Here is a 22,172-nt window from a genome sequence, read left to right as displayed (position 1 = left end):
TATTTCGTCAGGGATTTTTCTTAGCAGGGTAGGGAACTTTGTTCTATTATTTTAAAATTAAAAAATCATGAACAGAATTCTTGGAAAAAACGGGCCCGTAGTCTCAGCAGTAGGGCTTGGCTGCATGGGTATGTCGGGCGCATACGGGCAAAGCGATGAGAAAGAATCTATTGCCACTATTGAAAGGGCCCTTGACTTGGGCCACAACTTTCTTGACACGGCCGACTATTATCTGGCGGGCCATAACGAACAACTTATCGGGAAGGCAATCAGCGGCAAGCGTGAAAAAGCGTTTCTATCTGTAAAAACGGGACAAATGGTATCCGTAGGCGGACCGGGGCCTGTAAACGGCCATCCTGATTATATTCGTCACGCGGTACAATTCAGCCTGCAACGATTAAAAACCGACTACATTGATCTTTACACTATTGCTCGTGTTGACACGACAATCCCTATTGAAGAAACCGTGGGTGCAATGGCTGAACTTGTTGACAAAGGTCTTATCAGGTACATTGGGCTTTCTGAGGCATCTCCTACATCTATTCGCAAAGCAGCTGCAGCCCAAAATATTACAGCATTGCAAATCGAGTATTCTCTCTGGAGCCGGGATATTGAAACCGAAGTTATCCCCACAATACGTGAACTGGGAATTGGCCTTGTTGGCTACTCTCCGCTAAGCCGCGGTTTTTTAAGCGGGGAATTTAAAACTCCTGATGATGTTAAGGGTAACCGCCTGCACATGCCCCGCTTTCAGGGCGAAAACTTTTACAGGAATCTTGAACTGATGGGAAAGATTAAAGCAATGGCAGATGAAAAAGGCTGTACGCCGTCACAACTCGCAATAGCATGGGTACTTGCACAGGGTAACGACATCATTACAATTCCGGGCACTAAGCGCGTGAAGTATCTTGAAGAAAATATTGCAGCAGAAAATTTAAACTTGAGCACTGAAGAATTACAAACCATTAACGCTGTAATGCCTCCGGGGGTTGTATCGGGACAACGCTATCCGGAAAAATTTATGGGTACACTAAACAAATAAGATTTTTGAAAGATTTGCAGGCCTGTTGAATTTTGCATTTCAACAGGCCTTTTCAAAATGATACACGCCAATTAACTCAAATCCGATTGATTTCGTTTATGCCATAATGTCAGATATTGAAAGATTATGATATCTTTGCAAATCATATTTTGAAGCGGGAAACGCAAATGGAAAAGATTATTGAAGAAAGCAAACAGGGCCAGGCCCTGATACTGGAACCTAAAACAGGTAACACACGCAAACTATTTATAGAAAGTTACGGCTGCCAAATGAATTTTTCTGACAGCGAGATTGTTGCGTCTATACTTGCCAACGAAGGGTTTGACACTACTCAGAACCTTGAGGAGGCCGACTTGGTGCTGGTAAATACCTGCTCTATACGTGATAAGGCAGAGCAGACTGTGCGTAAAAGGCTTGAGAAATATAACGCCGTAAAAAAGATAAACCCCGGGATGAAGGTGGGTGTGCTGGGCTGTATGGCCGAACGCCTTAAAAGTCAGTTCCTGGAGGAAGAACATATTGTTGATATGGTTGTAGGCCCTGACGCTTACAAAGACCTGCCTAACCTTTTAAAGGAGGTTGACGAAGGCCGCGATGCTATAAACGTTATCCTCAGCAAAGACGAAACCTATGGTGATGTGGCGCCAGTAAGGCTAAACAGTAATGGCGTGACAGCGTTTGTATCTATCACGCGCGGCTGTGATAACATGTGTACCTTCTGTGTGGTGCCATTTACCCGTGGGCGTGAGCGCAGCCGCGAGCCGCAAAGCATCATGGATGAGATTGCCGACCTGTGGAACCGTGGCTTTAAGGAGGTAACATTGCTTGGCCAAAATGTGGACAGCTACCTTTGGTATGGCGGCGGACTTAAAAAGACTATGTAAAGGCCACCGAAATGCAAAAAGCAACGGCGGTAGATTTTGCACAGCTGCTGGATATGGCTGCGACTGCTTTCCCGAAGATGCGTTTCCGTTTCTCAACTTCTAACCCGCAGGATATGCACCTCGAGGTAATTGAGGTAATGGCGAAGCACCACAATATTTGCAAATACATACACCTGCCGGTACAAAGCGGCAGCACACGCATATTGAAAGAAATGAACCGCCAGCACACCCGCGAGGAATATATGGCGCTGGTTGACAATATATATCGCATAATCCCTGAGATGTCTCTGTCTCAGGACATGATTGCGGGTTTTCCGACAGAAACAGAGCAAGACCACCAGGATACGCTAAGCCTTATGGAACATTGTAAATATGATTTCGGATTTATGTTCGCTTACAGCGAAAGGCCGGGTACACTTGCTGCACGCAAGATGGTTGACGATGTCCCGAACGATGTGAAGAACCGCAGGCTTACGGAGATTATCAACCTGCAGCAAAAAATGGCTTTGGAAAGGACCCAGCGTTTTGTAGGCCAGGTGGTGGAGGTGCTTGTTGAGAAAGAATCGAAACGTTCTGATGCACACTGGAGCGGGCGCAACTCGCAGAACACCGTGGTTGTTTTCCCGAAAGGCAACTACAAGCCGGGCGATTTTGTGAATGTATTGATAAACGAATGTACATCAGCTACGTTGATTGGCGAAGCAGTGGGTTTTAGTGAGATGCAGGCAGCTTCGCCAATAATTGCACTAGCTTGATAGACAAGAATAAAATATTGGCCCTGTTTTCTGCAACAACTTGTATAGACAAAGAAAAAATGCAGAATTATTTCAACGAAAATAGTATTGAAAACTTTGAAGCTGTGTATGCTGAATTTATCGGACTTAGGGAAAATCTTTTCGGATATCTGTGGAAGATAACAGAACCGAATTTGCAATTGACACAAAAGGAAATCGCCGAAATATCTACAAAATTCTTAAAAGAAAAGTATTTATGGATAAATGATGAAGGGATAAAATCTGTATTGGATTACACTTTTTGGATATGCTGGCATGAAGGGTTATTATTAAAGCAGAATTAATACTGCCAAAAAAATGGAAAACGTACAAGCCATAAAACAACGATTCGAGATTATAGGGAATGACCCTAAGCTGAACCGCGCCATTGAAAAGGCGATACAGGTCGCCCCGACTGATATTTCGGTATTGGTTACCGGCGAAAGCGGTGTGGGTAAAGAGAACATCCCGAGGATAATACATGCCCTGTCACATCGCAAGCACGGTAAGTACATTGCCGTAAACTGCGGAGCAATACCCGAGGGCACTATTGACAGTGAGCTTTTCGGGCACGAGAAAGGCGCTTTTACCGGAGCAACCAACACCCGCGAAGGTTATTTTGAAGTAGCCGACGGCGGTACAATCTTTCTTGATGAAGTGGGTGAACTTCCGCTGACTACACAAGTAAGATTATTGCGCGTATTGGAAAATGGCGAATTCATAAAAGTAGGCTCAAGCCAGGTGCAGAAAACCAATGTGCGCATTGTAGCCGCTACCAATGTGAACATGTTTGATGCGATAGAGAAAGGCAAGTTCCGTGAAGACTTATACTACAGGCTAAGTACGGTTGAAATTTCGCTGCCGCCACTACGCGACAGGAAAGATGACATACACTTGCTGTTCAGGAAATTTGCGTCAGACTTTGCACATAAATACAAAATGCCTCCGATAAAGCTGGATGATGATGCCGTTCAGCTATTGCTGAAATACCGATGGAGCGGGAACATCCGACAGCTACGTAATATTGCCGAGCAGATTTCAGTATTGGAAACGAAACGGGATGTGACCTATAATGCGCTTCTCTCCTATCTCCCGCAGGAAGGCAGTAATCTTCCGGCCGTGATTAAAGGCCAGAAAGCAGAGAGTGATTTCAGTACCGAGCGTGAGATATTATATAAGGTGTTGTTCGACATGAAGAGCGACCTGAACGACCTGAAGAAACTTACGCTGGAACTGATGCAGAACGGTAATACTGGCAAAGTTCAGGAAACCAACAAAGGCCTTATACAGCGCATATACGGCAACGGTAATGGCGATGCTGAATTTGAAGAAATGCCACGCACAGAAGTTTACACACCACAGCCTATACAACGTTCAGAGCCGGTAGAGCATCATCATGACGACGATGATGACAATTACCTTTTTGCCGAAACGGTTGAAGAAGAAGAAACGCTTCGCCTTGACGAAAAAGAAATAGAGCTGATAAAGAAAGCCCTTGAGCGAAACAAAGGAAAGCGCAAAGCGGCAGCCGATGAACTGGGAATATCTGAAAGGACACTGTACCGCAAAATAAAACAATTTGACCTGTAAGCCATGAAACGATTTTTAAAATACCTTTCTGCAATAGCCCTATTGTTCACCCTGAGCGGTTGCGGGATTTACAGCTTTACCGGCACTAATGTAAGCCCGGACATAAAAACATTCCAGGTAAATTATTTCCAGAACAATGCCGATATTGTTGAGCCCGGAATTGACCTGACATTTACACGAAGATTACAGGACCTGATACAGAACCAGACCAACCTGAGCCTTACCAACAGCGGCGGCGACCTGGTATATGAAGGCGAGATTGTGGAGTACCGCGTAAGCCCGATGACAGCCACGGCCAACCAGCGTGCGGCACAGAACAGGCTTACCATTGCGGTCATGGTGCGCTTTACTAACAAGAAAAAAGAAGATGACAATTTTGAAAAACGCTTCAGCTTCTTTTATGATTATGATGGAAACGACCTTCCGCGAGGGGCTGTTTTAAGCACAGCGCTTGAGGAAATATTTGAAAGGATAACTCAGGATATATTTAATGACACCCTGGCTAAATGGTAGAACCGGTTTGTAGTTTATAGTTTGTGGTTCATAGTTCCACTCACAACAAACAACAAACAACAAACAACAAACACACTGAACACAAACGACTTTACATACCTGCTGAATAAACCTTACTCGCTTACAGACAGGCAGTCTGCAGAGCTTGAGGCGGTGCTTCATGAGTTCCCGTACCTGCAGCCGGCAAGGGCAATACTGCTGAAGGCGCTGTACAATAAGGAAAGCTACCGTTATAACAGCGAGCTGAAAAAGACAGCGGCATATACTACTGAAAGGTCGGTTTTGTTTGATTATATCACGTCTGAAAATTTCCAGAGCATCCAGAAAACATTTTTTGAGGAAAAGCAGGCATCAGTAAACAATATAGAAATAAAGGAAAGTGAGCCGGTAGAGGTTCAGCGACCGGTTTATATCGAGCAGCCCACTTATGAAACTCCGGTACAAACGCCTCCTGAATTGGAACATGCCGTTGGCGAAGAACAGGAAATTGAAATTGCCCAGGAAAGTTCCGGGCAAATCCCTTCACCTGAAGAAAATCTTGAAATCGGCAAACCGCTTGAATTTAACCCGGAAGAAAAGCACTCGTTCCGTGAATGGCTGCAGCTCTCTAAAATGGCCCCTATAAAGCGTGATGCCGAGCCTGAAGTACAGCCCGAGCCTGAAAATCCTGTTCAGGAAAAACCCGCACTACCTGATGATAAATCACGCAAACTGGAACTGATAGACCGTTTTATTGAAGCTAACCCGAAAATCACACCTGCAAAAGATGCACCGCCTACGCCGATAAGCCTGGCAAGTGAGCATAAAGATGCGTCTTACCTTATGACAGAGACACTTGCGCGGGTGTACCTTGAGCAGAAAAAATATTCGCGCGCCATTCAGGCATACGAAATTTTAATTTTGAAATATCCGGAAAAAAGTGTTTTCTTTGCAGACCGAATTTCAGACATAAAACTTTTACAACAAAATAATAACAGTTAGGCAATGAGCGAATTTTCAATTTTTGTAGTACTTATAACCATAGTGAGCTTTTTGCTTGTGGTAGTAATCATGGTGCAAAACCCTAAAGGCGGCGGCCTTTCATCAACCCTTGGCGGATCTCAGATGATGGGTGGCGTACAAAAAACCACAGACTTCCTTGACAAAAGTACATGGACGCTTGCTACAATACTTATAGCTCTTGTATTACTTTCTGCACTAAGCTTTTCAAATAAGTTCGGCGCTGAAGATAACCTTATAGATGCTGATACGGTAACTCCGGCTCCTGCAGCTGCTGCTCCGGCACCGGCACCGGCAAATGGCGCTGCTACACCTGCAACCGGTACTGCCACTCCTGCTGAAGGCGCTGCCGCTACACCGGCACCGGCAACTGAAACTCCTGCAGCTACTCCTGCCCAATAAGCAGCTATCATAATAAAATCTTAAAAAATGCCAGCTTGTCAAAGCCGGCATTTTTTATTTCTGCAAATTTGGCAGATTTCTGAATTGGCACAATTTCTGAAAAAACAGGAGCAGCTAATATTTCATTAACAATAAAAATTTAAATACTATGTCTTTAAACATTAAACCGCTTCATGACCGCGTGCTTGTAGAGCCGGTAGCAGCAGAAACGCAGACAGCATCAGGTATCTTCATCCCTGACACTGCTAAAGAAAAACCACAGAAAGGTATTGTTGTGGCAGTAGGCAATGGTAAAAAAGACCATGACATGACAGTAAAAGTGGGCGATACTGTGCTTTACGGAAAATACTCTGGCACTGAGCTTAAGCTTGAAGGTAAAGATTACCTTATAATGAAAGAAGAGGAAATTTTTGCAATACTTTAATTTTAAAAGATTTATTATTTAAACAAAACGAACCATGGCAAAAGAAATAAAATTTGACATTGAAGCACGCGACGGCCTAAAGCGCGGTGTAGATGCATTGGCAAACGCAGTAAAAGTAACCCTTGGCCCTAAAGGCCGTAATGTGATCATCAGTAAATCTTTCGGCGGTCCTACCGTAACTAAAGACGGTGTAAGCGTTGCGAAAGAAGTTGAACTGACCGATACCCTTGAAAATATGGGTGCACAGATGGTGAAAGAGGTTGCTTCTAAAACCAACGACCTTGCGGGTGACGGTACTACAACTGCAACGGTTCTTGCACAGGCTATCGTAAAAGAAGGCCTTAAGAACGTGGCTGCAGGCGCCAACCCAATGGACCTGAAGCGCGGTATTGACAAGGCTGTTGAAGCTATCGTGGCTGACCTTGCACAACAATCTAAAGAAGTGGGCAGCGCTACTGAGAAAATCAAGCAGGTGGCATCAATCTCTGCTAACAATGACGAAACAATCGGAGAGCTTATCGCTACTGCTTTCGGGAAAGTTGGCAAAGAAGGTGTTATCACTGTAGAAGAAGCTAAAGGTACTGATACGTATGTTGACGTCGTGGAAGGTATGCAGTTTGACCGTGGCTACCTATCAGCTTACTTCGTTACAAATTCAGAAAAAATGGAGGCTGAACTAGACAGGCCTTACATATTACTATACGACAAAAAAGTGTCTTCAATGAAAGACCTTCTTCCTGTTCTTGAGCCGGTGGCACAATCTGGTCGCCCGTTATTGATCATTGCTGAAGATGTTGACGGTGAAGCCCTTGCTACGCTTGTAGTGAACAAACTACGCGGTGCGCTTAAGATTGCTGCTGTTAAAGCTCCGGGCTTTGGCGACAGGAGAAAAGCGCTTCTTGAGGACATCGCGATACTTACAGGCGGTACCGTAATTGCAGAAGAAAGGGGTTACACTCTTGAAAATGCAACGCTTGATATGCTTGGTACCTGCGAAAAAGTGACTATTGATAAAGATAACACTACTATCGTGAATGGCGCTGGTGACGCTGAAAACATCAAAGGCCGTGTTAACCAGATCAAGTCGCAGATGGAATCTACAACATCTGATTATGACCGTGAGAAACTTCAGGAAAGGCTTGCCAAGCTTGCAGGCGGTGTTGCCGTACTTTATGTAGGTGCAGCGAGTGAAGTTGAGATGAAAGAGAAGAAAGACCGTGTTGACGATGCACTACACGCTACACGTGCCGCGGTTGAAGAAGGTATTGTAGCCGGTGGTGGTGTGGCTTTGCTACGCGCTAAGAAAGTGCTGACCGATATCAATGCTGAAAACGCTGATGAGGCTACAGGTATACAAATCGTGTCGCGCGCTGTTGAGGCCCCGCTACGCACAATTGTTGAGAACGCAGGCCTTGAAGGCTCTGTAGTTGTGGCAAAAGTGGCTGAAGGCTCAGGCGATTTCGGTTACAATGCAAAAACAGATGAGTATGTTGACATGCTAGGCGCAGGTATCATAGACCCTAAGAAAGTAACACGTGTCGCGCTTGAAAATGCTGCATCGGTTGCGGGTATGATACTTACTACCGAATGTGCGCTTATCGACATTAAAGAAGAAAATGCCGGAGGCGGAATGCCAATGGGCGGCGGTATGCCGGGCATGATGTAATCATCATCCACAATAAATTAAAAAGGGAACGTAGCAGTACGTTCCCTTTTTTATATTCTTAATCTTATCTAGTTAAAGAATACCTGGTATTGTGCCACGACTGCCCCCCGGCGCGTGATGTTATCTCCGGCATTATTATACACCGGGCGGTTCTGGTATGATAGCGTAAGCTTTGATGCATGCCCTGTTAGCAGCCAGTTTACACCCACATCATAATATGCCATAGGGTCACTCAGCCTTTCATAATTAGCATACTGAAGTGATACATAAGGCATAAGGGTTGTATTGCCGATAAGATTGTCGCGCATCTTATAACCAGCCTGCACATAGGCAACGGTGCCTGTACCGTACATCGGGAAAGCCGTACCGCCACCGCTTATAATATCCGGGTTATTGTTGCCATTTGCCGGATTCATAGGCCCGCCGTTGCGCAGGTAATTTTTCCCAAAGTCGGAATGTGTAATACTGCCGTACAAGCTTACTGCCTGCCCCCTGCTGCCCACGGGCGCATCATAATAAACATCTGCCGCAAGCTGCACCAAATTTTCGTGGATTGTATCGGTAGCTGTTTCATTCAGTCTCCACATAGCATCCTGCTGGTAAATAAATCCTGCCCCGATGTTGAAGACTTTCTTTTTGCCGAGATATGTTCCCGTTGCATAGGGTGTGAGGTTGCTTTCCTGGTCTTTAAACTGGTAGCTGAAGTAGCCATTGTACTGCATTTTTGGCGGCAATGCAGAAAAACGTGACGCCTGCCCAATGTTGTTCGCAGGGTCATAACCAGCTGATTTTTGTATAGCCATGGGCTGTGCCATCAGCACCCGATAGTCAAGCTTGCCAATTTTTCCTTTTGCAAACACAGATAATTTTCGGAGGAATTGGTCCGTCACATCATTTGTGGTTTGCTGATATAATGGTGCATCAATCCCCATAATTGACCCAACAGAAGGAGATGCAAACCTGGTAAGCCCGCTCCAGCCCGAAAGCCCTAAACCTAATGACAGCATTTGCTTGTCAACCGCATATTCACCATAGGCATCGTGTACAAAAAAGCCCAGCTTCCTGTCGCTTATATTATTAAAGTTATTTTCGCCAAACTGGCTGTAGGCAAAAACCCTGTCGGTAAGCTGCCCGTATAATTGTACCCTATAGCGGCGTATGCCTATATCAGTACCGCTGCTTTTGGGTATTCCGTTGATGGTAGTGCCCGGATTATACTCTGCGCTGCGAAGCCAGGCCTGCGTAACGAATGTAAACTTCACATAGTTGCTTCCGTCTTCATTCAGGTAAAACTTTCTGTCTTTGATAAAATCATTTGTGGTGTGATTTTGACCCGATTGAGGATTTTGCGGTTCTGACTGAGAATAAACATTAGTCGTGCAAAAAAAGGTGAGGCCTGCTATGGCAAGTGCGTGTTTGAGGTTTATCATTTAAATGATTTTCCACAAAAGTAAGGCATAGCTTTATAAGAGCCAATTTTAAAGAGGCATTGGGTAAAACTGAGCCCTAAAAATAAACCCGCTTTAAAAGCGGGTTTATATCTTATTCTGAACGATACTGGCAGCAGCCATGCAGTTTGGCATAATCTTCATCTTTGGCCTTAACATCTTTGGTGTCGTGGCCCGATTTAGCAATTGCAGCCTTTACATCTTCAACGCTGCATTTGTTTTCGTCGATGATGAGGTGCAGGTCTTTATGATCCTGGTGCCATTGTGCGCTCTTCACCCCCGGCACGCTGAAGGCAGCTTTTTCTATGCGCTTTTTACACATATCGCAGTTACCATACACTTCAATATCGTGCTTGGCATTTTTATTTTTCTTCTGTTGTGCCTGTGCGGTAAATCCTGCAGCAAAAACCAGGATGGCAATCAATAAATTTTTCATATTGTTGTTCTTAATGTTGTGTTAATTTCAATGTTTCAAATATATAGCAATTTGTGTTCCAAAGCGCTACTTTATCTTAAATCGTAATCCGGCGTAATACATCTGGCCGAAAATCGGCGCATAGATTATCGAGCTGTCAAAATATTGCCCAAACGGATCATCATTCCCTAAAATCGCTTTGTCCTGACGATAGTTGCCCAGATTTTCAGCACCTACATAAACTTCAAATACACTAGAGAACGTACGGGTTACCTGTGCGTTCATCAGGGAGAATGAAGGTGAATAATCCCCCAACTGGTATTGTGCAGGATTGCTTCCGGTGTACGGCAGGCGCTGGCGGCCCATCCAGTTATAGGTGAAGTCGAACTTCCACTGCTTACCGCCGTCACCTATATGCGTTTCATAGGCAATATTCGTGAAAAAACGGTGCCTGGCCTGTAACGGGCGCACGTAACTTCCTGTAAGATAGTCTGTTTGTATATCATAATACTTATATGCCGTACGAATGTTGAAGTGATGCGTAATCTCGTAGTTCAGCTCCAGTTGCAGGCTGTTCGCATATGATTTTCCGTCAAGGTTTGAGAACAGCGCCGCCTGCGGACTCGCATACAAATCTACCACAACCTGGTTCTGGAAATCGGTACGGTAGAAATCTACCACAAACTCTGCATTCTTCCCGAACAGCTTGAAACCCTGCATAAAACTCACACCATAGTTCCATGCAATTTCAGGGTCAAGGCCATACAATTTACCTCCGCTATTAGCAATATTAAACGTACGCGAACTACCGAACAGCGACTGGTTCTCAGCAAAGATGTTTGCCGCCCTTTTACCCCTGCCTGCCGACGCACGAAATACAGCCTTGTTCCACGGATTATAACGCAGGTGAATGCGCGGGGTGAAGAAAGCTCCAAGGCGGTTGTGCACATCAAAACGCCCACCGGCAACAAGGCTAAAGTTATCAGTATTGTCATAAGTGTATTCGAAGAATGCACCTGCCGAATTATCTATACGGCTGAAGTCATACATGCCGGTAACCATATTGATGGGCGCGTTTACAAACTCTCCGTAATTGTCATAGGTAAAGTTAATACCGGTTGAAAATTTGTTGAGTGTGTTGTTGATTATCGAACTGAATATCAGGTTTGTGTACACGCTTTTTTGTTCAATATCGTACTGTCTAAAACCAAAATATGATTCCTGGTTGTGCCAGTTAAAAGCAGTCTGTAACCCAATGCTTTGGTAAGGCATATCGGGCCATACGTAACCCAGTTTTGCAGAGGCATCCACCTTATCGGTATTAATTTCGGAACCCCAATAGTTTGTGGTAAATCTATCACGGCTCGGCTCAAAGTCAAGCTCACCTGTTTGCCTTTCATCACGCATGTAGCGCAGGTTCAGGAAGCTTACCCAGCCTTTTTCAGCATCCACATACTGCCAGCGGTTCATAATATTGATCTGGTTCGCCAGCGGATTATCCAGGAAACCGTCATCATTCATGTCGTTTTTAGCTACACGGGTGTTGCCGTGCACAAACAGTGTACTGCTCCATTTCTCGCTGAACTTTTTGTTTACATGGGCATTGAGCTCAAAACGGCTGTCAGTTGAACCGTACGCATTCAGGAAGAATGGGATATCATCAACAGGTTTCAGCAGCTCATAGTTTATCTGGCCGGAGATGCTCTCAAACCCGTTGATAACTGAACCTGCACCCTTGGTAATCTGGATGCTCTCTACCCACGTTCCGGGAACGAATGACAAGCCATATGCCTGCGATGCACCGCGTACCGAAGGGATATTTTCTTCGGCAATTAACAGGTACGGACTGGTAAGCCCGAGCATTTTTATCTGGCGGCTGCCGGTAAGCGCATCACTGAAATTCACGTCGATTGACGGGTTGGTTTCGAAGCTTTCTGCAATGTTGCAGCAGGCGGCCTTGAGCAATTCTTTGCTGCCCATGGTCTGCACATTGGCTGTCTTTACATAAGAACGCTCAGTGCTTTTACGGATTTTCTCCACCACCACAGTATCAAGATTAGTAGCATCGCCAGGCTTCATTGTATGGGTTATATTTCCCGGGCCGGAGACATCAATAATGTCTGTCTCAAAGCCCATAAAGCTTATAACGAGTTTTTTAGATTGAGCATTGAAGGGCAGCGTGAAGTTACCGTTATCATCGGTGGCGGTTCCCTGTTCTGTTCCCTGCCAGTAAATAATGGCTCCGGGTAGCGGCTGGCTTGTATCGTCAAGCACTTTGCCGGTTACATTTTCCTGAGCCATAGCAAAAAGCGGTAGCAGGAAAAGCAATAAAAATAGTTTACGCATAAAAATAATTTAATGTTATTACTCAGTATCCCAAGTGTTGGGAAATAAGGAATTACATTAAATTCAGGCGTAAAAAATGTATTGGGAATAAAGTTTATACAGCGGTGGCGCGTGTGACTCGCAGTAGAATGAAGGCGAATCAGATTTAACGGCCTGTACTTCAATATTAAATGAAGATGGCTTCCACACAGCAACTTCAGCCATAGGGGCAAAATCAAGCTGGATGGACTTTACGATGATGTTATCGCTTTTGTCCTGAAGCTTTACCACATCATTCTCGCAGCATTTCTTATGGCTTTCAGCTTTGGTGGCACAGCACGTCTGCTTCTTTTTGGCGTGGATAACAGCACACTCCTCCGTGCGGTATGCCAATGAAACATCTGAAACTTGGCCATGGCAGTAATGCACGTTCAATGCCAGCCCTATATTGCTTGCCAATATAAAGATGGAGAGAATTACGCTTATATAACTGCGGAGTTTCATTGGTGCAAAATTAGTAAATTTTTCATTATCAATAGTCTTGCCGTTATTTTTAAACCTAAAAGGTTTTGGAAACCTTGCAGGTTTAGGTGCCTGAATTTCTTCGCTGATAATAAAACGCGGGGATAAAAAGTATCAGGAACAAAGGCTGTATTAAAAACCTGCGGATGTAAAACAAAGCCAGCAGGTTGGGTTTTTCTGTATTGACAACAATGATGAAAGCGATCATCAGTACAATGAAAAATAACCCGTATAATATTGTTGTGAGCCTGATGATACTTTTTATCTTTAAAGCAAAACCAGAGAATGCCTAGTGATAATACAGTGTTTATTAAGTAACGAAGTGTAAGTCCGCCCAAAAGTTTAGGTATGTCCAGAAACGGCAGGATGACTGAATCGGTTTTGAAGAACGGCACCAGCGGGTCATAAAATAAATCTTCCTGGTAAAAGCGCACTACTGCCAGCAACACAACGAGAATAACAATGGCTAGTGCCGGGACGATATTTACACTACGCTTTTTTTGCATGGCCGGAGAATTTTGTCACCCATAAAATCCATAATAGAAATACCACTCCGTAAATAAACAGCGGGAAAATGATATCGTGAACCAGCGCTTCGTATTGCGGATAGTGATACAGCGAAAGGCACATGAGCGCAACCCTTATCACATTTAATATATGTATGATGATGAGTCCGATGATGATAAACAGCGCAGTACGCTTAAATGTCGATGAAAACGCAACCACAAACGCAGCAAACAGTATCATCACGCTTAGGGCATTACAGCCTTCCACAATGCGGGCTACAGGCTGGTCGTTTATAAAAAACTTATAAGAGTTCTCATGGTGGCGTGGCCGGGTTGAGGCATTCGTCCCGAAAAAATCAAGCACATCTTCTGCCTGGTAAGCTACAATGCCGGTCATGGCATCGGGCTCGTAGTTTTGGGCATCATATTGCGCCAGGTAAAACCAATAGGCTATAGAAAGCACCAGGTAGGTCAACCCGAACTTAAGCAGAAACAAAAAGAAAGCCCGGTTTTTCTTGAGCATGCGCGGCAGCAATTTTTAACAAAAATATACAAATAAAAACAGCCTTTAAAACTACTTTTGCCAAAAATTAGTGTACCATGACATTTGAAGAATTAAAACCGAAAGTTACCGATATACTCAACCATCAAGACCAGCTTCGCGAAGAGCGCCTGCTGCAGCTGTGCCACCTTTTGCGCGACAATATAGATTATTATGACTGGGTGGGCTTTTACTTCCGTAATGGCGAAAAGGAAGAGCTTGTGCTTGGCCCTTACGCAGGTGAGGCAACCGACCATACTGTGATTCCTTTTGGTAAGGGCATTTGCGGGCAGGTAGCAGTATCAAACAAAAATTTTGTAGTGCCCGATGTTACTGCTCAGGACAACTACATTGCATGCAGCATCAGCGTAAAAAGCGAAATCGTGGTGCCGCTGTTTGTTGACGGTAAAAACATAGGCCAGATAGACATCGACTCAAACATCATTGACGCCTTCAGCGAACTTGACGAAAGATTTTTGGAGTTTGTAAATGAGGAAGTAGCGAAGCTTTATTAGGTTTAAATGTTGAAAGTTATAATGTTTAAATGTTCCTGAAATGTCTGCAAGAGTGAAGCTGACTTTCGAACTTTAAAAACTTTCAACTTTACAACTGACAATTCAAAAAAAAGTTTACCTTTGCACCCATCCGGGAAAAACCCGGTTACATAATAATCATTTAAAATAATATTAGCATGTATTTGACTAAAGAAGTTAAAGAAGAACTTTTCGCCAAGCACGGTGGTGCTGCAACGAACACAGGTTCTGCAGAGGGGCAAATCGCTCTTTTCACATTCAGGATTAACCACCTAACGGGCCACCTTAAGAAAAACCGCCACGATTTCAACACAGAGCGCTCTCTTGTGAAACTGGTAGGTAAAAGGAGGAGCCTGCTTGATTACCTGAAGAAAAAAGATATCAACAGGTATCGTGAGATTATCAAAGAATTGAACATCAGAAAATAATCGAGATGAAAAGAGGTGCCTGCGCGCCTCTTTTTGTTTTATACGTTCTTACATATTGGCACAAAAAGTTTTGGTTTTTCATTGGGTTTAAATAACTACACACAACAACAACTACAACACAACTGAAACCCATTGTTTAATCAAGTATTTAGAATTTTATGATTCCTAAAGTAACAAAAGAGATCATTGATCTGGGAGATGGGCGCACCATCTCTATCGAGACAGGAAAACTTGCCAAGCAGGCCGATGGCTCGGTGGTAGTACAAATGGGCAACGCCATGCTGCTTGCCACCGTGGTATCTGCCAGGACAGCCGCACCGGGTATTGACTTTTTACCCCTTACGGTAGATTACCGTGAAAAATTTGCAGCCGCCGGGCGTTTCCCGGGCGGGTTCTTTAAGCGTGAGGCCAGGCCAAGCGATACAGAGGTGCTTACCATGCGCCTTGTAGACCGTGTGCTACGCCCGCTTTTCCCGGATGATTACCATGCTGAAACGCAGGTAATGATACAACTGATGAGCCACGATGAAGAAGTGATGCCGGATGCCCTTGCGGGACTTGCAGCTTCAGCAGCGCTGTCTATATCAGACATCCCTTTCCACACCCTTATATCTGAGGTGCGCGTGGCAAGGATAAACGGAGAGTTCATCATCAACCCGAGCAAAGCACAGCTGGAGCAGAGCGACATCGATATGATGATTGGCGCCTCTAAAGACTCTATCGCAATGGTTGAGGGTGAGATGCACGAAATCTCTGAAAAAGAAATGGTTGAGGCTATCAAGTTTGCCCACGAAGCCATTAAAGTACAGATTGCCGCGCAGGAAAGGCTTAAAGCCGCTGCAGGTAAAGGTGAAGTGCGCACTTATGAAGAAGAGCGCAATGACGAGGCCGTGTACGAAAAAGTACGCAGCCTGTCTTATGACAAATTTTTCGCTATCGCACAGGAAAGTTCTGCTAAGCATGAGCGTTCTGAGAAATTCTCGGCTGTGAAAGACGAGGTTAAAGCTGAATTTACAGATGAGGAGCTTCTTGAAAACGGCGACCTTATCTCGAAATATCTTTACAAGACACAAAAAGAAGCTGTCCGTAACGTAATCCTTGAGCTTGGCCTTCGCCTTGACGGAAGGAAAACCAACGAAATACGCCCTATATGGTGTGAGGTTGACTATCTGCCTTCTACACATGGTTCGGCGCTATTTACACGCGGTGAAACACAGGCACTTGCTACAGTAACGCTGGGTACAAGCCGTGAGGCAAACGTTATTGACCTCCCGACAGAACAGGGCGAAGAAAGGTTCTACCTTCATTATAACTTCCCTCCTTTCTCTACCGGTGAAGCCAAGCCGCTTCGTGGTACATCAAGGCGTGAGGTAGGCCACGGTAACCTTGCACAGCGTGCGCTTAAAAACATGATTCCTCAGGATAACCCTTACACTGTACGTGTAGTTTCGGAAGTATTAGAATCTAATGGTTCTTCTTCAATGGCTACGGTATGTGCCGGTACGCTTGCCCTTATGGATGCAGGTGTGCAGCTTAAGAAGCCGGTATCGGGTATCGCGATGGGACTTATCTCTGATGACAAGACAGGACGTTGGGCTGTACTATCAGATATCCTTGGTGATGAAGACCACCTTGGCGATATGGACTTTAAAGTGACCGGTACGGCTGATGGTATTACTGCCTGCCAGATGGATATTAAGATTGAGGGGCTTAAGTACGAGATAATGGAGAAAGCGCTTGAGCAGGCACGCGAAGGCCGTCTTCACATACTTGAGAAACTTACAGAGGTTATCGATACGCCACGCCCTGAAGTGAAAAGGCATGCACCTAAAATCATCATGGTTACCATACCGGGCGCTTACATCGGTGCGCTTATCGGGCCGGGTGGCAAGGTTATCCAGGAACTTCAGAAGGCATCGGGCACTACTATCGTTATCAACGAGGTGAACGAGCAGGGTGAAGTTGAAATTCTTGGTACAAGCCCTGAAGGTATCGACATGGTACTGAAGAAAATCGACTCTATCATATTCAAGCCGCAGGTGGGTGAAACCTACAGCGTAAAAGTTATAAAACTGCTTGACTTTGGTGCGGTTGTAGAATATATGGATGCCCCGGGCAATGAAGTATTGCTTCACGTAAGCGAGCTTGACTGGGCACGTACTGAAAATGTGACTGACGTTGTGAACATGGGTGATGTGTTTGATGTAAAATACATTGGCATAGACCCTAAGACACGTAAAGAAAAAGTTTCAAGGAAAGCGCTTATGCCGCGCCCGCCGAGGGATGAGAACGCTCCGCAGCGCGAAGACCGCGGTCCACGCGATAACAACCGTGGACGTGATGACAGAGGACGTGATAACCGTGGCGGCGGCCGTGACAACCGTGGCCGTGACGACCGCAACTCACGCGACCGTGGCCCCAGGGAAGAGCGCAGGCAGGATGATGCCCCACGCGAAAACCGTGAGCCAAGGAACGACAGCAATAACGGAGGCGAGCCTTCGCAAGAATCTTAATTACTTTGAGGTTAATTCTAAAAGAACCCCGCAGCGAGAGTTGCGGGGTTTTTTGGTTTTGAGACTATAGTGGCGCAAAGCTCATTAGCTCAACCCAATTACTTCCTTCCAAACGAATTGCCATTTGCCATTTACCTTTTGAAATAGATAAGTATAGTTTCTAATTCTGACATAACGTAATCTGTAAATACATTTACCGTTATTAGTGCATGCATACCATCCTCGGAAAATATTGGGTTAGACAATTCCAGATAAGTACTCCCCTTGCTGTTTAGTTGCTTTTTTGTCAACGTGTTGAAGTCGGCAATGATGGTTACTTTATCTTTTACTTTTGGAAAAGTTTTCAAATTCCATTTTTCAGACATCATTTTATTAAACCCGAAAGTGATATTTGGCAACTCCAGGTCAGCTCTAGTTCTCTTATTGCCCACAAAATTCTTGATGTCATGATTATTTGGGGTGGCTATGACATGATAACCTTCCTTATCTGGAAATTGTTGAATTGCCATTTCGGCAATAATATTTTCCTGCCAGGATGTTGTAATGGTGAATAACAATAAAAAATACAAAACGATTACTTTCATATCAAATACTTATTAAAAATTCATACTGTAAAATGTTTTATAGAATTTCCATTCACCATTTACTTTTTTATAAATTGATATACTATTGCCATCACGTTCATTATACCACTGCATAAAGGCATATTTTCCATCTTTTCTTATTACTGGAATACCTAATGTTACAACATCCAGATTTCCAAGAAATATACCGACACTTTGGCCATGATAAGTTTATTAAACTTTCCCTGAAAATAAAGTGCGACTTTCATACCTTGAAAATCTTTATTATTCCAATTTAATGGCAAATTACCATTAATATCAAACAAATCCTCACCGCGTCCAAAAACCCTTTTCAATTCATTTTTGGTCAAGTAATTGTATTTTACAGCCTCTGACTTATATATATCAATCTTAGGGGCTTCTTGATAAATCTCTCTACTTATAATCAATGAATCTCCAAGTATTTCTTTTGCTAAAGGATAATCAATCTTTGTACGTAAAATTTCATGCCTAAGAATTATTTGTTGATCTTTTGTCAAATTTTGACAAAAACATACTGAAAAGTTTAAAAGGACAACAAGTATTAATTTCATTATAATTTTAATGACAGGAGTTAATTCATAAACCCATACTCTTTATAGAATTCCCACCTATCGTTATTTTTTTTTATATATAGAGACCATACTGCCATAATGTTCACTACCCCAAGCGATAATTGCATATTTTCTGTTTGGCAGAATTAACGGTTTTGAAATATGCCTAATTTCTAATGTTCCGATTCCGATTTTGCCTTCCTTATTAAAGTTATATCCTTGCGTATATTTTTCCTCGTCGAATAAGGCAACCTTTAATCCGGGAAATGAACCATAAGTCCAATTTGAAGCCTCAAAAGGGATATGATTGTAAATTGGTTCATTTTCGTTTCCAAAAATTTCCCTAGCTTCTTCCATAGAAAGGTGATTATCTGAAACGGCTCCAATATAATATCGTTTTAATGCTGATACTGGGAGTACTTCTTTATGTATCAATATTGAATCACCAATATTCATAGCACTAAATTTATCTTTATTACGTAACAGCTCAAGTCTAAGCAAGGTCGTTTTATCGCTAGGGGTACTTTGCTGCATCCCTGCACATGATGTTATCGCTATAATTATAATAAGAAAATATTTCATGTTAATTTGTACATTTTACTCCTTGCGGCACAATACTGTTTCCATTCAAATCATATTGGGTCTGATTATTTTGATCAGCAACTAAAATCCCGATAATTTCAACCCGAGCTGGATTTAGGGATAGATTAACATATGGTGGAAATAATACATTGAATGTCGCTGTATCATGAAGCCCGCCCCAAGCCATTGAATAATAATAATTGTCAGGTAAATTATACCCTTTACTTTGTCCATAAGCTTTCAAAGTCTCTTTTATATCATCTATAAATTGAATCATAAATTCATGATGTATATCATTATTAGTTGGAAATGTATAATATCCCATCTGGGCTTTTTTATCTACATACGCAGTCAGCAATTGTTCATATGTAGGATTTTCGTTCATTGTTACAATATTATTCGTATGTTTTAAATATAATAAAAGTGCATGTACATTTTCATGAATAACGGTTCGTGCAATCGCTAAATCAGTAGCAGTATTTAGAAAGGAATTTCTCAATTCAATTTCGAAATTAAAAATTTGATTCGGATTTCCCGATATTGGTATGTTTGCGTCAGGGAAAGTAGTGTGTCCATTACTACTCATGTTAGGCGAATTAAAATAAGTAACGTTATGTGTGCCAAGCCCTTCAAATATGTTTAAAAATGCGTCATTTAAACCAGAGCAGGCATTGTGCACATCTATTATTATCTGCGACTGGCATTTATAGTTGTGCATTAATAAAGGGTCTAATTTAATTTTATAGGGATTGTATGTCTTCGGTATTGGCGTTGTCACAATTGGTGGTGCCGGCTCTCCAAACCACACGCCTCCACTACCGCTACCGCCTCCACCACAACAAGCCGGGCCATTACCACCACCGCCTGAGCTACCGCCGCCGCCCACACCCCCTGAACCGCCAGAAGAGCCTCCGCCACCACCGCCAATGAATTGACAGTCCCATTCTTTATACCAGTAACCAGGTTCATGAAGCCATTGTTCACGTTCATCACGTTCTTTATAATGAAACTTCCATACATAATCACAAATTACAATTGAAAAGTCTTTAGCAGTAGGGTCATATAGCGCCAATTGGGCTTCCCTCTCTTTCAATTCATCTTCAGTCAATGTATAAAATTCATCACTTTTAATATCATACTTCACCAGCATCGTTCTATACCCACCATTCCCGTCAGGCGAAAAAACTATGTTCTCAATCTTTTCACCTGTTTCAGGGCGCTCTATCCTGAAGGTGTATGAGTGCTTTTCTCCATCTTCAATATATATGCCATTCTCTTCATCAATATAAAAGCCGTATTCTTCATTATACACCAGCCTGCCGGTGGAGCTATGCTTCAGTTTGATGGATTCCTTAAATTCGTCAACCGTTCCGGCTACTCGCCGGTGTTTCGGGTCGTTCTTAATCTGGCTAAAGCTTATTTTGGTGATTGTAGCCGAACCTTCAGCCGGTTGTTCATTCATCAGGATATCATCTTCCTGGCACCCGATAAAAGAAAATAAGAGTAGTGCAAAGGTTAATAAGGTGTTTCGCTTACTCAAGAAGTAATGCTATACAATAATAATTAAAATATTTTAAATTTTGTAATATTTTAACAGAAGTACCTAAATATAATGTTTTGGTAATATTTTAAAAACGTTCAACTAAATTGCGTGTGAAGCTAACTCTTAAATTCATGTTAACACCTTCAAGTACCTTGCACCCCACTTTTTGCAAAAACAAGCAAAATTGACTTAAATCAGCTTATTTTAAGAAAGCTTTTGTTCCATATATCACAACTTCTTAAATAAATGTTAATGAAATTTAAACACTGATAATCAACATCTTACAGTTATACATTATACTAAAAACGTTAAACTTACGGTATATTAACGGGTTTTGTAACTTTTTGCGTTATTGCTACGTATAACTACCTGAACACTTAATACTCAGGAAACCCATTACATGAGACAATTAAAAATTACCAAGCAGGTTACCAACAGGGAAACTGCATCGTTAGACAAGTACCTTCAGGAGATTGGAAAAGTGGATCTTATCACTGCGGATGAGGAGGTAGAATTAGCTCAACGTATAAAAGCCGGAGACCAGAGGGCGCTGGAGAAGCTTACAAAAGCCAACCTTCGTTTCGTGGTATCGGTGGCAAAACAGTATCAAAACCAAGGGCTTACCCTTCCCGACCTTATCAACGAGGGTAACTTAGGGCTTATAAAGGCAGCACAGCGTTTTGACGAAACGCGTGGTTTCAAATTCATATCATACGCCGTATGGTGGATCCGCCAGTCGATTCTTCAGGCATTAGCTGAACAGTCGCGTATTGTGAGGCTACCGCTTAACAAGATCGGTTCTATAAACAAGATCAACAAGATGTATGCATTGCTTGAGCAAAGCAATGAGCGTGCCCCGTCGGCTGAAGAGATTGCGAAAGAGCTTGACATGACGGTGAATGATGTGAAGGAAAGCATGAAGAACAGTGGACGCCACCTTTCGATGGATGCGCCGCTTGTTGAGGGTGAAGACTCTAACCTTTATGACGTACTACGCTCAGGCGAATCACCAAACCCTGACCGTGAGCTGATACATGAATCGCTTCGTACAGAGATTGAGCGTGCGCTTGAGACACTTACGCCGCGTGAGGCTGATGTGGTGAGGCTTTACTTTGGGCTTGGCGACCAGCACCCTATGACCCTTGAAGAGATAGGCGAAACCTTTGACCTGACCCGCGAGCGTGTGCGCCAGATTAAAGAAAAGGCTATCAGGAGGTTGAAGCATACATCGCGCAGCAAAATCCTTAAAACATATTTGGGATAAGTGAAATAAGTGCAAAAAAATAACACCAATATTTTATAATTTAAATATTAGTTGTATTTTGGCACTCAGATTATGTAATTCACGAATAAAAATATATACCGCA

22 protein-coding genes and 2 pseudogenes are annotated in these 22,172 nt (G+C 43.3%); 13 read left to right on the top strand and 11 right to left on the bottom strand.

Going from position 1 to position 22,172, the window contains the following annotated elements; translation table 11 throughout:
- Positions 1-67: 67 nt before the first annotated feature.
- The 9 genes and pseudogenes from LRS05_RS05255 (at position 68) to groL (ending at position 8,293) form a co-directional block, all read left to right on the top strand.
- Entirely contained in the window at positions 68-1,042 is a 975-nt protein-coding gene (locus tag LRS05_RS05255) for an aldo/keto reductase (protein WP_257867357.1), read from the top strand.
- Between the two features lie 167 nt (positions 1,043-1,209).
- Positions 1,210-2,681, top strand: a pseudogene (gene miaB / locus LRS05_RS05250) (tRNA (N6-isopentenyl adenosine(37)-C2)-methylthiotransferase MiaB).
- Positions 2,678-3,004: a hypothetical protein gene (locus LRS05_RS05245; protein ID WP_257867356.1), complete on the top strand. Its 327-nt coding sequence runs from the start codon at positions 2,678-2,680 to the stop codon at positions 3,002-3,004. The pseudogene miaB and the gene LRS05_RS05245 overlap by 4 nt, the downstream one beginning before the upstream one ends.
- A gap of 13 nt (positions 3,005-3,017) precedes the next feature.
- Positions 3,018-4,289, top strand: a complete 1,272-nt coding sequence (locus LRS05_RS05240) for a sigma-54-dependent Fis family transcriptional regulator (protein ID WP_257867355.1) — start codon at positions 3,018-3,020, stop codon at positions 4,287-4,289.
- A 3-nt stretch (positions 4,290-4,292) separates the two neighbouring features.
- Positions 4,293-4,802: an LptE family protein gene (gene lptE / locus LRS05_RS05235; RefSeq protein WP_257867354.1), complete on the top strand. Its 510-nt coding sequence runs from the start codon at positions 4,293-4,295 to the stop codon at positions 4,800-4,802.
- Between the two features lie 21 nt (positions 4,803-4,823).
- Positions 4,824-5,783: a tetratricopeptide repeat protein gene (locus LRS05_RS05230; RefSeq protein WP_257867353.1), complete on the top strand. Its 960-nt coding sequence runs from the start codon at positions 4,824-4,826 to the stop codon at positions 5,781-5,783.
- A gap of 3 nt (positions 5,784-5,786) precedes the next feature.
- Positions 5,787-6,203, top strand: coding sequence for a preprotein translocase subunit SecG (gene secG / locus LRS05_RS05225; protein ID WP_257867352.1), 417 nt, complete (start codon positions 5,787-5,789; stop codon positions 6,201-6,203).
- A 148-nt stretch (positions 6,204-6,351) separates the two neighbouring features.
- Entirely contained in the window at positions 6,352-6,627 is a 276-nt protein-coding gene (gene groES / locus LRS05_RS05220) for a co-chaperone GroES (protein ID WP_257867351.1), read from the top strand.
- 34 nt (positions 6,628-6,661) lie between these two features.
- Complete coding sequence (groL, locus tag LRS05_RS05215) at positions 6,662-8,293, top strand: chaperonin GroEL (protein WP_257867350.1); 1,632 nt, start codon at positions 6,662-6,664, stop codon at positions 8,291-8,293.
- Positions 8,294-8,361: 68 nt separating this feature from the next.
- On the opposite strand, the gene LRS05_RS05210 is transcribed toward groL, so the two are convergent.
- The 7 genes and pseudogenes from LRS05_RS05210 to xrtF all read right to left on the bottom strand — a co-directional run bounded on the left by LRS05_RS05210 (position 8,362) and on the right by xrtF (position 14,032).
- On the bottom strand, positions 8,362-9,723 hold the full coding sequence (locus tag LRS05_RS05210; RefSeq protein ID WP_257867349.1) for a hypothetical protein: 1,362 nt from the start codon (positions 9,721-9,723) through the stop codon (positions 8,362-8,364).
- 112 nt (positions 9,724-9,835) lie between these two features.
- A complete protein-coding gene (locus LRS05_RS05205) occupies positions 9,836-10,177 on the bottom strand; it encodes a heavy-metal-associated domain-containing protein (RefSeq protein ID WP_257867348.1) in 342 nt (113 codons plus the stop codon).
- A 66-nt stretch (positions 10,178-10,243) separates the two neighbouring features.
- Positions 10,244-12,508, bottom strand: coding sequence for a TonB-dependent receptor domain-containing protein (locus LRS05_RS05200; protein WP_374707787.1), 2,265 nt, complete (start codon positions 12,506-12,508; stop codon positions 10,244-10,246).
- A 57-nt stretch (positions 12,509-12,565) separates the two neighbouring features.
- Complete coding sequence (locus LRS05_RS05195) at positions 12,566-12,985, bottom strand: hypothetical protein (protein WP_257867346.1); 420 nt, start codon at positions 12,983-12,985, stop codon at positions 12,566-12,568.
- An 82-nt stretch (positions 12,986-13,067) separates the two neighbouring features.
- Complete coding sequence (locus LRS05_RS17605; protein WP_374707786.1) at positions 13,068-13,220, bottom strand: exosortase F system-associated protein; 153 nt, start codon at positions 13,218-13,220, stop codon at positions 13,068-13,070.
- A gap of 118 nt (positions 13,221-13,338) precedes the next feature.
- Positions 13,339-13,509 (bottom strand): annotated as a pseudogene (locus LRS05_RS17600) (hypothetical protein); the annotation flags it as partial.
- Complete coding sequence (gene xrtF, locus LRS05_RS05185; RefSeq protein ID WP_257867344.1) at positions 13,493-14,032, bottom strand: exosortase family protein XrtF; 540 nt, start codon at positions 14,030-14,032, stop codon at positions 13,493-13,495. The pseudogene LRS05_RS17600 and the gene xrtF, both read right to left, overlap by 17 nt.
- Positions 14,033-14,109: 77 nt before the next feature.
- Between xrtF and LRS05_RS05180 the strand changes: the two genes are divergently transcribed.
- The 3 genes from LRS05_RS05180 (at position 14,110) to LRS05_RS05170 (ending at position 17,524) form a co-directional block, all read left to right on the top strand.
- On the top strand, positions 14,110-14,565 hold the full coding sequence (locus tag LRS05_RS05180) for a GAF domain-containing protein (RefSeq protein ID WP_257867343.1): 456 nt from the start codon (positions 14,110-14,112) through the stop codon (positions 14,563-14,565).
- Positions 14,566-14,741: 176 nt separating this feature from the next.
- Positions 14,742-15,011 (top strand): 30S ribosomal protein S15, encoded by a 270-nt coding sequence (gene rpsO / locus LRS05_RS05175; RefSeq protein WP_257867342.1) that lies wholly within the window; start codon positions 14,742-14,744, stop codon positions 15,009-15,011.
- Between the two features lie 158 nt (positions 15,012-15,169).
- Entirely contained in the window at positions 15,170-17,524 is a 2,355-nt protein-coding gene (locus LRS05_RS05170; protein WP_257867341.1) for a polyribonucleotide nucleotidyltransferase, read from the top strand.
- Between the two features lie 131 nt (positions 17,525-17,655).
- Here the strand turns inward: LRS05_RS05170 and LRS05_RS05165 are convergent, their stop codons facing one another.
- The 4 genes from LRS05_RS05165 to LRS05_RS05150 all read right to left on the bottom strand — a co-directional run bounded on the left by LRS05_RS05165 (position 17,656) and on the right by LRS05_RS05150 (position 20,724).
- Positions 17,656-18,108: a hypothetical protein gene (locus tag LRS05_RS05165; protein ID WP_257867340.1), complete on the bottom strand. Its 453-nt coding sequence runs from the start codon at positions 18,106-18,108 to the stop codon at positions 17,656-17,658.
- A 158-nt stretch (positions 18,109-18,266) separates the two neighbouring features.
- Entirely contained in the window at positions 18,267-18,680 is a 414-nt protein-coding gene (locus LRS05_RS05160) for a hypothetical protein (protein WP_257867339.1), read from the bottom strand.
- 63 nt (positions 18,681-18,743) lie between these two features.
- Entirely contained in the window at positions 18,744-19,262 is a 519-nt protein-coding gene (locus tag LRS05_RS05155) for a hypothetical protein (protein ID WP_257867338.1), read from the bottom strand.
- A gap of 1 nt (position 19,263) precedes the next feature.
- Positions 19,264-20,724 (bottom strand): hypothetical protein, encoded by a 1,461-nt coding sequence (locus LRS05_RS05150; RefSeq protein ID WP_257867337.1) that lies wholly within the window; start codon positions 20,722-20,724, stop codon positions 19,264-19,266.
- A gap of 481 nt (positions 20,725-21,205) precedes the next feature.
- Between LRS05_RS05150 and LRS05_RS05145 the strand changes: the two genes are divergently transcribed.
- Positions 21,206-22,069: an RNA polymerase sigma factor RpoD/SigA gene (locus tag LRS05_RS05145; RefSeq protein WP_020212501.1), complete on the top strand. Its 864-nt coding sequence runs from the start codon at positions 21,206-21,208 to the stop codon at positions 22,067-22,069.
- The last annotated feature ends 103 nt before the right edge of the window (positions 22,070-22,172 follow it).

It is taken from the genome of Flavobacterium sp. J372 (assembly GCF_024699965.1).
In the GTDB taxonomy this organism is placed as follows: domain Bacteria; phylum Bacteroidota; class Bacteroidia; order Flavobacteriales; family Flavobacteriaceae; genus Flavobacterium.
The sequence above is the reverse complement of the archived record's forward strand: the minus strand, read 5'-3'. Positions and strand labels throughout refer to the sequence as shown.